At 44.8% G+C, this 12,223-nt stretch carries 12 protein-coding genes; 9 read left to right on the forward strand and 3 right to left on the reverse strand.

Annotation, left to right across the window (positions count from 1 at the left end):
* Window positions 1-35 precede the first annotated feature (35 nt).
* Entirely contained in the window at window positions 36-962 is a 927-nt protein-coding gene (locus tag C4S60_RS01225) for an aldo/keto reductase (protein WP_103878496.1), read from the reverse strand.
* 96 nt (window positions 963-1,058) lie between these two features.
* Here C4S60_RS01225 and C4S60_RS01230 point away from each other — a divergent pair, with 96 nt between their 5' ends.
* The 4 genes from C4S60_RS01230 to C4S60_RS01245 all read left to right on the forward strand — a co-directional run bounded on the left by C4S60_RS01230 (window position 1,059) and on the right by C4S60_RS01245 (window position 5,686).
* On the forward strand, window positions 1,059-1,454 hold the full coding sequence (locus C4S60_RS01230; protein ID WP_103878497.1) for a DNA-binding protein: 396 nt from the start codon (window positions 1,059-1,061) through the stop codon (window positions 1,452-1,454).
* A 346-nt stretch (window positions 1,455-1,800) separates the two neighbouring features.
* Window positions 1,801-3,012, forward strand: coding sequence for a porin (locus C4S60_RS01235; RefSeq protein ID WP_103878498.1), 1,212 nt, complete (start codon window positions 1,801-1,803; stop codon window positions 3,010-3,012).
* Between the two features lie 403 nt (window positions 3,013-3,415).
* A complete protein-coding gene (locus C4S60_RS01240) occupies window positions 3,416-4,624 on the forward strand; it encodes a porin (protein ID WP_103878618.1) in 1,209 nt (402 codons plus the stop codon).
* 165 nt (window positions 4,625-4,789) lie between these two features.
* Complete coding sequence (locus C4S60_RS01245; protein WP_103878499.1) at window positions 4,790-5,686, forward strand: hypothetical protein; 897 nt, start codon at window positions 4,790-4,792, stop codon at window positions 5,684-5,686.
* A 35-nt stretch (window positions 5,687-5,721) separates the two neighbouring features.
* On the opposite strand, the gene C4S60_RS01250 is transcribed toward C4S60_RS01245, so the two are convergent.
* On the reverse strand, window positions 5,722-6,603 hold the full coding sequence (locus C4S60_RS01250; RefSeq protein WP_103878500.1) for a LysR substrate-binding domain-containing protein: 882 nt from the start codon (window positions 6,601-6,603) through the stop codon (window positions 5,722-5,724).
* 92 nt (window positions 6,604-6,695) lie between these two features.
* Here C4S60_RS01250 and C4S60_RS01255 point away from each other — a divergent pair, with 92 nt between their 5' ends.
* From C4S60_RS01255 to C4S60_RS01270, 4 genes are all read left to right on the forward strand, one after another.
* Window positions 6,696-7,577 carry a DMT family transporter gene (locus tag C4S60_RS01255; protein ID WP_103878501.1) on the forward strand — a complete coding sequence of 294 codons (882 nt, stop codon included), beginning with the start codon at window positions 6,696-6,698 and terminating at the stop codon, window positions 7,575-7,577.
* Window positions 7,578-7,669: 92 nt separating this feature from the next.
* Complete coding sequence (locus C4S60_RS01260; protein WP_103878502.1) at window positions 7,670-8,680, forward strand: ABC transporter substrate-binding protein; 1,011 nt, start codon at window positions 7,670-7,672, stop codon at window positions 8,678-8,680.
* A gap of 218 nt (window positions 8,681-8,898) precedes the next feature.
* A complete protein-coding gene (locus C4S60_RS01265; protein WP_103878503.1) occupies window positions 8,899-9,792 on the forward strand; it encodes an ABC transporter permease in 894 nt (297 codons plus the stop codon).
* Entirely contained in the window at window positions 9,792-11,042 is a 1,251-nt protein-coding gene (locus tag C4S60_RS01270; protein WP_103878504.1) for a quaternary amine ABC transporter ATP-binding protein, read from the forward strand. Before C4S60_RS01265 ends, C4S60_RS01270 begins: the two co-directional genes overlap by 1 nt.
* 1 nt (window position 11,043) lies before the next feature.
* Here C4S60_RS01270 and C4S60_RS01275 read toward each other — a convergent pair whose 3' ends face one another.
* Window positions 11,044-11,421, reverse strand: coding sequence for a nuclear transport factor 2 family protein (locus C4S60_RS01275; RefSeq protein WP_103878505.1), 378 nt, complete (start codon window positions 11,419-11,421; stop codon window positions 11,044-11,046).
* A 126-nt stretch (window positions 11,422-11,547) separates the two neighbouring features.
* Here C4S60_RS01275 and C4S60_RS01280 point away from each other — a divergent pair, with 126 nt between their 5' ends.
* Window positions 11,548-12,165 carry a TfoX/Sxy family DNA transformation protein gene (locus tag C4S60_RS01280; protein ID WP_103878506.1) on the forward strand — a complete coding sequence of 206 codons (618 nt, stop codon included), beginning with the start codon at window positions 11,548-11,550 and terminating at the stop codon, window positions 12,163-12,165.
* Window positions 12,166-12,223: the final 58 nt, after the last annotated feature.

Below are 12,223 nucleotides of genomic sequence, written 5' to 3' on the forward strand. Positions count from 1 at the left end.
GCAAGTGCGGTTTCTTATTCCATCTTCAGACTATTTTAAGGCACACCGTGACCTTTAGATGCAACCCAAACCCGATACCACTGCTCTCTCGTCAGTTCTATTTCGAGGGCTGCGACGGCGGCTTTTACTCTCTCTATCTTACCAGAGCCAATAATAGGCAGAGGCCTCGACGGCAGTCTTCTGACCCATGCATAAATCACCTGATCAATGCTTGCCGCCCCCACTTCATCGCGAATAGCCTCCAGTTCCGCTCTAACCCGTTTAGCCTGTTCGGACTTGCCACTAAAAATCTCTCCACCAGCCAACGTTGACCAAGCCATAGGCAAGACACCGTGTTGCTGCAACTGATCAAGCGTGCCGTCATGGGCAACTTCAAAATTAAGCGGGTTAATTTCTACCTGGTTAGTGACCAATGCTTTGCTCAGACGAGACTGCAACAAATCAAACTGGCGCGGGGAGAAATTCGAAACACCAAAATGTCTCACTTTGCCGATTTTATACAATTCATTAAAAGCTTCGGCTACTTCATTCGCATCCATTAGTGCGTCCGGACGGTGGATAAGCAATACGTCCAACTCATTGACTCCAAGACGTTGCAAAGAATTATCTACCGATTCATAAATGTGCTTCGCTCCTGTGTCGTAGTGATTAATCTTACGATTCGGGTATTTATCACTGCATAATTTGATATCACATTTAGATATAATCTGAATTTCTTCGCGTAACGACGGCTCCAGAGCTAAAGCCTCTCCGAACAACTGCTCACACTCGTAATTGCCATAGATATCAGCGTGGTCAACTGTCGTAATTCCAAGCTCAATATGTTGTTTAAGGAAGGTCAGACGTTCTTGAGGCGTCATACCCCAATCGGCTAAACGCCAGTATCCTTGAACCAGTTCAGATACATCTGGTCCACTTGGCGCCATAGTCACTTTCGAAACAGCGGTAACATTCGAAACCATTGGTCATCTCCTTATTTAAGTCTGCCCACATCCTAGTCTTGTTTTCTATGCCTCTCAACGGGTAAACTTCGAAAAAACGAACTGGAGTACGAAGTTGTGAGCTTTGCTGAAAGACTGCAAGAACTGATTGGACAAGAGAGCGTTAGCGGATTCGCCCGACGAGTCGAGTTATCAGAAGCACTCATACGTAAATACTTAAAAGGTAGTGAACCAAGCTTAGCAAAAGCTAACCAAATCGCCATGAAAGCTAATTGCTCACTAGAATGGTTGGCCACCGGATGCGGCTACTTATATCGACAAGCAGAGGTTGTTGATATGAAAGCTTATCAGATCGCCTACGAGAGCGTAATGTCAGCACCACTTCCAGAAGGCGACCAATTGACACATAGACAGATAATTACTGCGTATCAGTATCTACGCGCAACGAAAAAGTCAGACGGCTACTTAGATCAACATGGAATGAAACGACTACTCTCCACTATCTCAAAGTAATGAATACCCCAAAAAACCTCAACAAACCGCAACCACAATGTTACAAACTGCAACATCTCAGAAACACATATTGCCTATATTAACAGTTCACCCCCTCAAACCATTCAATATCCAAATGGTTTCCAAATCATCGGTCCTATAAATGTGACCGAGGTTAAACGCATGTTTGAAAGAAATATCTTACACTAATTATAAATTACTTATCTATTAACAATAAGGTTCAACTAACAATACGTAATTAAAACTATCCCAAACAATGCCCCCCAATAGTGGTATTCGAAAATAGAATTATTTTTGAAGGGGGATTTTATATCCAAAAAAACGGAAAAATATAAAAGGAATAACTATGAAAGGTCTATTTAAGCTTTCAACTCTAGCAGTGAGTGTATTAGCGGCATCGCAAGTGAGTGCGATTGAGCTTTATAATGCAGAGGGTACTACGGCGAATATGTATGGTGCGATTGCAGCCCATGTAAGCAAGTATGACTATGACAAAAGCTCGATCATTGGCAATGACTACGGACTTGCATATAACAGCGACAAGACACTAATTGAAGATCCTGGTTCATGGTTTGGTTTTGATTTGAAACACCAATTTGGCAGTGTATATGGCATTGCCAAGATCGAATGGGACGTGGACTTTTCAACAGCGACAGATCTGGACAATCGCCGTGCGCTAACTGCGCGCCAAACCTACGCGGGTTTTGGTCATGATGACTTCGGCTCAGTGACTATTGGTCGCCAAGAAAGTCCATACATGAAAACAGACAAAGGCTACTATGCTTACTGGGTCGGTGGGCTCAACATGATGCAGTCTGATGAGTTGGGTAGCCGCAGAGCACCAAACACGGTCGTTTGGCAAAATGACTTCGACAATTTGTACGTTGGTTTACAGTATCAAGCGGCCAGAAATGTTGATGACTATATCTTCTTTGGTGGTAACGGTCTGAACTTTGGTGGTTTGCTTTTTGTAGACCCTGCCAATCCAGTCTCCATTGACGATGGATTTGGTGGCTCGCTGGCATACACAATTGAGTCCACAGGTACCTATCTTGCGGCTGCCTACAACCAGGCCAATAATATCAACGGTAGCTTCTTGGACCTCTTGGGAGACCTGATTGAAAACACTGCAACAGACGCGGAAATCAAACAGTACGCAATTGCAGTTGAGCAGCACCTCTTGGAAGGCGGCTTGTCTCTATCCGCACGCTTTGAACAATTCTTCGCCAAAGACGGTGCTAATGCATTTGATACGGAAACGACCACATTCGGCATGGGCGCTAACTTCTATGTGTCCGAAACTGTCCGTATTTACGGCGGTTACGAGATGGCAGAAGAAAAGAACAACGTATCCGGTGCCACTAAATCCGAAGTTAGCCAATTTAACTTAGGCGCAGCGTGGGCTCCAGTACCTTGGGGTGAAGTGTATCTGGAAGGCTATAATGATGACGTCAAACTAAACGAAAGCTATACCTTTGACAACGAGGGCAATGTGACCGACTTTGGCGGTAACTCCAAAGGTACTCACGTCTTCCTGGGCGCAGCGGTATTCTTCTAATCTCATATCCCTTCCTTTTCGTCCAAAGCCTCCTTCGGGAGGCTTTTTACATTCCCCCTACAAAATCTCTAAATCAGCGCTACACCGTACTCTCGCGCTCACCTTTGTTTCCTTGACGCAACCATAACCTATTAGAAATATCAATGAACCCACCAATCATTCATAGAAACCATTAAAACATCGAGATTTATAAAAATATAAATTGTGATTTACACCATGAATGGCTTTGAAATTATTAATTAGACTGCCTCGAAAACAACAAACAAGGAGGCTCAATAAAGAAACATCACAAATTAGAAACAATTCAAACAACGTAAAAAACTAAGCACTGAAATTAATGGAATTAGGATTTTGTTTTAAACAAAACCCAGAGATTTTGACACCTATTATAAGCTTGAAAACCATGAAAAACTTTATACAACTTAATCCTTTCGCATTAGCACTTTTGGCCACTTTTTCTACCAATGCCGTCGAACTTTACAACAATGAAGGTACGAAAGTCGCGATGTATGGCGCCATCGCTGCACAGCTAAGTCAGTACAATTACGATACATCGACGGCAATGGGTAACGCAGCGGGCTACAACTACAACAGTGATGTGGTTCACGTTGAAGATCCAGGTTCTTACCTTGGCTTTGACGTATCCCACCAACAGGGTGATATTACGGCGATTGTAAAGCTGGAGTGGGACGTCAATTTTGGCACTCAATCTGATACCTCCGACATTGCATTGCAACAACGCCAGACTTATGCAGGTTTCGCTCATACTACTTTTGGCCAGGTTACAATTGGTCGTCAGGAAAGCCCGTACATGAAAACCGACAAAGGCTATTATGCCTACTGGGCCGGTGGTCTTAACATGATGCAATCCGATGAACTCGGCAGCCGCAGGACCGCCAACACAGTAGTGTGGAGTAAAGAGAGTGACCACTATTATTTAGGCCTTCAATATCAGGCTAGCCGCAAAGAAAGTCAGATCTCATTTGGTAACGGCCTTAATTTTGGTTCCGTATTCGTACCAACCACAGACCAGCCAGCTATCACCATTGACAATGGATTCGGTCTCGCCGCAACCTACACCTTTGATTTTGGTACCTACATCGCCGCCGCCTACAACCAGTCTAACAATATTAACGGTAAGTTCATCGACCTGCTTGGCGTCCCAGACGACAACGCAGCGATCACGGCAACCGATGCCACCATCAAGCAATACGCCATTGCTGTCGAGCACCATTTTGCTGAAGGATTAGTCTCATTATCAGGCCGATACGAACGCTTTATGTCTGAAGACGGTGCAGCCAGTCCGGCATTTAAGGGCATTACCGACAATATCGGAATCGGTACCAATGTTTATGTAAGCGATGCAATTCGCCTTTATGGCAGCTATGAATGGGCCTTAGACAAAAATAAACTGACCAACAGTACCAATACCAAAGTATCAATGATCAATGTGGGCGCTGCCTGGGCTCCGGTACCTTGGGGAGAAGTGTACCTGGAAGCCTACAGAGACGATGTGACTTTAAACGATACCTATCAATGGAACACAGGAAAACCCACTGACTACAGAGGGTCAGCCAATCATTTCTTCTTAGGCGCAGCCGTCATGTTTTAAACCCAGAGTATGAAGAATTGGGGCGTTTAGCAAACGCCCCAGATTATGTTCTACCGAGAGATTACCCATTCGTAAAGTATGGTCTTTTGGGTGAGATCACAACAACCTGCTATTATTTTACATAGAGTTATACTGAGCAAATAATAGACAACAAGGAAGGTGGGTATGTACGATCTAAAAAAAGAGTATGACCAGTTTGGCCCCTGGTTAGTCGAAATTCAGTCTGAACAAGACATTCCTCCGCAGTTTTCAGAACAAAAACACTTCTTTGATGGCGCCGTTTACAGCTTTAAAATTCCAGTTCACCAAGAACGAAGAAACATGAAGCCAGGCATGTTGCTGTACCCAGAAGTCGTCATTATTCAGAAAGAATTCATTATGCATCTAAAAATAGATGGTGAGCGGATTCAGGCTGAGAAAATGTGGTACACCGATGTTCTGTTCTTAACTCACGGAGGCGACCTTCTAGATAACTATATTGGACTACAGTCTATTCAGGGAGAAATGGTGATTAAGTACAATCTCGTCTCTCAGGACGTCGCCAGTCACGTCGTTAAGCTGCTAAGAGAAATCATATCACCAAGAAGTGCCTACCCAGTTGCCAGCGAACTTAACGATGCCAATTTATTGGATAAAGTCACTTACAGTTTCTACTGTGGCACAGAGAAAGTGCTTGAGCCCCTACACATTCTCGCTTATCAGAGTGAAATGCGGCTCACAGAGAGAAAACGCTCCAGTATCATGGACCTCTACCATAACTTCGTGCAATACAAATTACTGCGCACGATGATTATGACTGATGGTGTCGATCTGATTATTGCCAACCAGGGTAAACATATCATCGATGTAAAGGATGCCAACTATAAATTTGGTCACACCTTCATCCGTTTAGGTCTGATTGAGAACCTGTCTATGAAGCCTCATGCTCAGTTCCCTGAACTCAATGAGGTAGTCATCAAAGTCGGGCTCTGTGAGTTTACGTTAGCCGTAGGAAAAGACTTTAAACTCGACAAAGTGTCCCAAATGCTCAGCATTACCGAGCAAGTCGAAGAACCTGCATAACTCGATGACAGCTCCTCTTCTGATGAAGAGGAGCGTTAGCCGCACTGTTGCTGCAACCAACTGGATAATTTCTTGATTTCAGGTTGCCTCGCCCGACTCTTCTTATAGACAAAATAAAAGCTATCGCCTGTTTCCAGTCCATGGGATGGCAACATAACCAAATCCTGCAAATCACGTTCCGTCATCATATAACCGTTAGCAAACGTAATACCCTGATCGTATTTTGCGGCCTCAACAGCTAACAGCATATGACTAAAGTGTTGAATATCGACATCATCCGGCAGTTGAAAACCTCCGGCCTCGCACCACTTTGACCAATCTTTGCCGCGCTCCCTGTAAACAGAATCGGTGGATAAAATCGGGTAATCCCAAAGCGCCTCTGGTAAGGGTTTGTCGTGTATTTCCTTCCAGATTTTATGGCTGCATACCGGAAATAGCACCTCATTGTATAAGGGTTCCGCGACAAAATTGCGTTTAGGCTGGTCAACAGTGATAAAGCAGTCACCAATACTGTCCGTCAGTTCCGGATCTTCCGCCACCATATTAAGTGTTAGCTCGATCTCAGGATAGAGTCTTCGAAACTCTGATAATCTTGGAATCAGCCACTTAACCGCGAGAGAACTGTACAAAGCAAGTCGTATACTGCCCTGTTCACCTTCGCGAATACGTTGACTTGCCTTTGCTATTGAGGCGATTGCCGGGCTGATCTCTTCCAGATACTGTTCCCCCGAGTCCGACAATGACAGCTTTCTGCCCTGTCGAATAAACAGGTTTTCACCCAGATACTCTTCCAGAATCCTGATTTGATGACTCACTGCACTTTGCGTCACATTCAACTCTTCAGCCGCATTAGAAAAGCTCAGATTACGGGCGACCGATTCGAAACAGTGAACAGCTCTTAAAGGAGGTAGCTTCATTATCTAATAAACTCATACTAAAATAATATTTATCACTTCACTTCATCCTAGGAGATCTCTTATGCTCCCGTAAAGTAGCAAAGGAGAGAAAAATGAAAACAATGTCAGTCGGCGTAGCGATGCTTTTGCTCGTAGTCGGAAACCAAATTGCGGTCCTGTCTGACGCACTTATAAAAAGCGTGAGTAGCGACGTGGCTGTATTTCAGTTCGTGTTTTTTCGCCAACTGTCTGCGGTTCTGATTTTGTTGCCTTTTTTTCTTCTCAGTAAACCCAAAAACCTCACTGTAGGCATACGCTGGCACATTGTGCGCGCTCACATCTGGCTATTTGGTGCGGTATTCATGGTTTACGCAATCTCAGCAATGCCGCTTGCGACGGCAAATGCCATTTTCTATGCGGCTCCATTGATGATGCTACCTCTTGGCGCACTTTTTTTTGGTGAAAAACTCTCTTCACAAACTATTGCCGCCGCCGTGATGGGGTTTGTGGGCGTATTGGTCATCATTCGACCAGACCAGATCGACTTTGCCGCGCTGGCCGCTCTTGTCGTCGCTATCACCATTGCGGTCAATAATCTGTTGATTCGCAAGATACCTAAGCAGCAATCGGTCGCGCATACATTGCTCATTACCAACCTGGTTGGCATACCAGTATCGCTACTTCTTGTCGCCATTGAGGGCAAGGCTTGGGATTGGAGTGCCTTTCCTGTAGCGGCAGCATCAAGTTGCTTCATTTTGATCTATGCTGCAACCTGTGTTTTAACCTATCGCTCTGTCGATAGTAACAAAATTGCTAGTGCCGAATATAGTGGCCTGATCGGTGCAGTAGCCGTAGGGTTATTGTGGTTTGGTGAAGTTCCAGACATTTTCATGGCCATGGGTACAATGATGATCGTCATCCCGATTGTATGGTTAACAAAACACGAAAAAAAACGCAAAAAGATGCATAATCAACCTCCTGTTGTTGAAACGTAAACCACTACAATATGAACAGCATATGAATGCAATTTGTAATATTTTTTCATATTTCATATACTTAATAGTGAACTCTGATATGGAAGATCACTATGAAACGCTTAACCAGGACGTTATTGTTCTCGTCTTTACTTGCTACATCAAGTCTACAAACAGCTTCTGCTAACGAGTGTGGTACGGTCACTATCGCCGACATGAACTGGAATTCAGCCACACTTATCGCCAACATCGATAAATTCATTCTAGAACACGGTTTCGACTGTGATGCCGAATTAGTGCCGGGGGATACTATGCCTACTGGAGCATCGATGATCTCCAAAGGGCAACCTGACATCGCACCTGAGTTCTGGAGTAACTCTATGCGTGAAGCACTTGATAAGGGTGTAAAGGAAGGTCAGATTCAATACGCAGGAACCACACTTACCGATGGTGGTGAAGAAGGATTCTGGGTTCCTGAATATCTGGTCAAACAAGACCCAACTCTGGCAACAATCGAAGGTGTAATTGCTAAAGCTAAGAAGTTCACCCACCCGGAAGACCCTAGCAAATCTGCTTTCTATACTTGTCCAGCAGGTTGGAACTGTCAGATCTCAGCGGGCAACCTATTCAACGCACTAGATTTGGAAAAATCTGGTTTTGAATTAGTCGATCCAGGTTCTGGTGCTGGTCTCTCTGGTTCTATTGCTAAAGCGTACGAGCGCGAAGAAGCATGGTTTGGCTACTACTGGGCGCCGACTGCAGTACTTGGCAAGTACAAAATGGTGAAAGTTGACTTTGGTAGTGGCGTTAATGAGGCTATGTTCAAAGAGTGTATTACTCAAGAAACTTGTCTTGAACCGGAGCCAACCATGTACCCACCTTCTGCGGTAGAGACAGTAGTAACCGATAGCTTTGCAAAGAAATCTCCAGAAGCCATGGCCTATTTCAACAAGCGTGAATTCACGAATGCTCAAATGAATAGTCTGCTGGCTTGGATGGAAGACGAACAGGCGGATGGTGAATACGCAGTTGAGTACTTTATGAAGGAATATAAAGATACATGGTCAACGTGGTTATCACCAGACGTAGCAGCAAAAGTGCAAAAAGCGGTCGAAGACCTGTAATGTATCCACTCATTATTACGTAACAAACAATAAACGTTGTTAACAACGAACAGTAACATACACGCACTGGTTCAAACTCCCCATGGATTTGGGGTGAGCTAGCGTCAAAGATTGACCCATTCAAAGCCATGATGGCTGCGCTTTGGAATCAATCACACTAAAAGAAGATCCCTGACAGGGGATCTTCTTTAATGGCAGAAGTAATCAAGGAGTAACAGATGTCTAATGCCAGTTGGTTGAGTGAAATACCTCAGCTCGATCGAAAACAACTACTCGATATTCGAAAAACGCTCGATGGTGCTTACCGCGACTTTTCTCGCGAATATGGCGATGCAATCGAATCTATCTTTGACCCTCTCTTAAGCTTTCTTATCTGGTTCGAAAAACTTCTTCTCTCTAGCCCCTGGTGGTTGATCCTCGGTATCTTAGTCGGACTCGCCTACCTGGCAAGCCGTTCATGGAAGCTCAGTGCGTCTGTTGGCGTGGCGTTTTTCTTAATCGGTTTCTTTGGTATGTGGGATAATACCATGCGAACCATGAGTATTATTCTCGTCTCAACCTTTGTCGCCATAGCGCTTGGGATACCCACCGGTATCATCATGGCCCAATCCAAAAAAGCGCGGGCAGTTATCACTCCAATCCTTGATATTATGCAAACCATGCCAGCGTTCGTCTACTTGATACCCGTTGTTATGCTGCTCGGAATTGGTAAGATCCCGGGAGTCATTGCAGTGGTTATCTATGCGATCCCTCCCGTCATTCGTTTGACCGATCTTGGTATTCGACTGGTTGACAAAGAAGTCTTAGAAGCAGCGACGGCCTACGGTGCAAGTCCAACTCAACGATTATTTGGTGTACAAGTCCCTCTGGCTATGCCCAATATCATGGCAGGCATCAACCAAACCATCATGATGGCACTAGCTATGGTGGTGATTGCCTCAATGATTGGCGTAAAAGGATTAGGTCAACCGGTACTGAAGTCGATTACCAACCAATATTTCACTCTTGGATTACTGAATGGTTTAGCGATTGTGGCTTTAGCCATCATTTTCGACCGCGTATCACAAAGTTATGCGAAAAGAACGCAAGCACATTTAGGAGGGCGAGAATAATGGCTAAACCTACACCTATTATACAGATAAAAAACTTGTATAAGATTTTTGGACCCAAGGACAAAGCCTATCTACAAGCCGTCAAAGATGGTGAAACCAAAGACGAATTACTGGCTCGTACCGGTCACACACTCGGGCTTCAAGACATCAATCTCGACGTCTATCCTGGTGAAATATTCGTTGTTATGGGGTTATCTGGTTCCGGAAAATCCACACTTATTCGTCACTTCAACCGCCTGATTGACCCCTCTGAAGGTGAGATCATTGTTGATGGCTCAGATGTCATGAAACTTTCAGACAAAGAACTGAGAGATTTCCGCCGTCATAAAATGTCGATGGTATTCCAACGCTTCGGTTTGCTTCCTCACAAAACGGTTATCGATAACGTTGCTTATGGATTGCAAATTCAGGGTTTAAGCAAGGCCGACCGTTTTGCTAAGGCTAAGGAATGGATTAAGACCGTTGGCCTGGAAGGCTACGAAGAACAGTACCCAAGCCAATTATCAGGTGGTCAACAACAGCGCGTAGGTTTAGCCCGAGCTCTGTGTACCGATGCCGATATTTTATTGATGGATGAAGCATTTTCCGCACTCGACCCGTTGATTCGAAGCGAAATGCAGGATCAACTCATCGAGCTTCAAGAAAAGTTGCATAAGACTATCATCTTCATTACTCATGACTTAGATGAAGCACTAAGGCTAGGAGATCGTATTGCCATTCTTCGAGATGGTGTTGTAGTTCAACAGGATATCCCCGTAGATATTCTGCTAAACCCGGCTGATGATTATGTCGAAGCATTCGTAAAAGACGTAAACCGAGCGCGTGCTCTGACCGTCGAAACGGTAATGCAGCCACCCGTTTCTCGTATAACAGCGGAAACACTGGGTGAAGCACTGACTCAAATGCGCCGTTCTTCTCATGATTATGGTTATGTTGTTAACGACGATGGGTATCAGGGCGTGATTACACAAGAAGCGCTTGAGCAGGTTGAACGCTCTGATTATCACAAAGAAATCCCAGAAGAAATGCTCGATGATGTACCAGCAGTGAAAAGTGATGCCTTATTGGAGGAAGTCATCCCGGAAACCCTAGACAGCGATCACCCCCTTCCCGTTGTAGACGAAAAGGGAGACCTGCAGGGCCACCTTTCGAAGTCCACGCTAGCAGATGTATTGAGTGACAACTCACCCCACGGTGAAAGCCACTCTTCTGAGGAGGACAATCGCGAGCCAAAAAAGGGAGCAGCCTAGACTAGTGAATGGCGCAAACCCAATGTTTGCGCCATTCCGGTGCTGGATACTCATCTGGCCAATACTCTACTTGCTTTGCAATTAAGCCATCGACAACGGTATGGAACGTGACCGCTTTGGCTTTTACTTCTCCGTCAGTAATGTCTACCTCAGTCACCACGGTGTCACCTTCGGCAACAATCGACACGACGTCAAACTGCCAGGGCCCGTTTGCAGGATACTGCGTATTCACCGCAGCAAAATTCTCTCTCCCGACAATTTTTTCATTGGATTGTGGCCAGATAACTTCGGCGTTTTCCGCCAAACACTTACTGGCTTCGCAAAAATCGTTCTTTGCCATCGTCTTCCAGTAGTTGATGACCGTTTCCTTAGCGTTCATAGACTCTCCATTTGCTTTATCTACCCCTAAAGTACTAAACATGGAACGAATAATGCAACGTTGGTCACAGATGTTATGCAACAATTGTAAAGATATGCGATTCATGACGCATTCAAGGAGAGAGATATGATGTTGGAATCCTTTGTAGACTCAATAGAGAAGCACACTGAGCTCAAAAATATTAACGTCCGCTCTGTTTTCGGTGGCAAAGGCGTGCTATCAGACGGTGTAATGTTTGCACTAATTAAGGGCAACAAGCTCTATCTTAGAGCATCCAATGATAAGCTAAAGCAGGAGTTTATGAAGCAAGCCTGCACTCCTTATGAGTTCAACTGGCGCTCTCCATCACGCAACTACCCAAGCATTTCAAGCTACTATACCGTGCCAGATTGTATTGCGCACTGTGATAAACAGGTTGCCCTTCTTTGTGAAGAAGTATGGACGGCTGGTCGAGTCGAGAAAATTCGTAAAGAAACGCCAACCCGTATCAAAGATCTTCCTAACATGCAGTACAAAACGGAAAGAATGCTACGCAAAGCCGGTATAAACTCCATCGACGAACTTCGAGAGCAAGGCCCAGTCAATGCTTACAAAGCGGTGTGCGTAAGTCAGGAAAGACATCCTGGTGTAAATCTGCTGTTTTGCCTTGCCGGTGCACTGGAAGGCATTCACTGGAGTATCATTCCTGACACCATGCGTCAGTCACTTTCTCATGAAGCGGGTGCCGATTTCATCACTCACTGAACGATCAAAAAAAGCCCTGCTACGAGCGTGGCAGGGCAAAACATCAATACAATGTCTA

Origin of the sequence: Vibrio hangzhouensis (assembly GCF_900107935.1) — a bacterium.
GTDB lineage: Bacteria > Pseudomonadota > Gammaproteobacteria > Enterobacterales > Vibrionaceae > Vibrio > Vibrio hangzhouensis.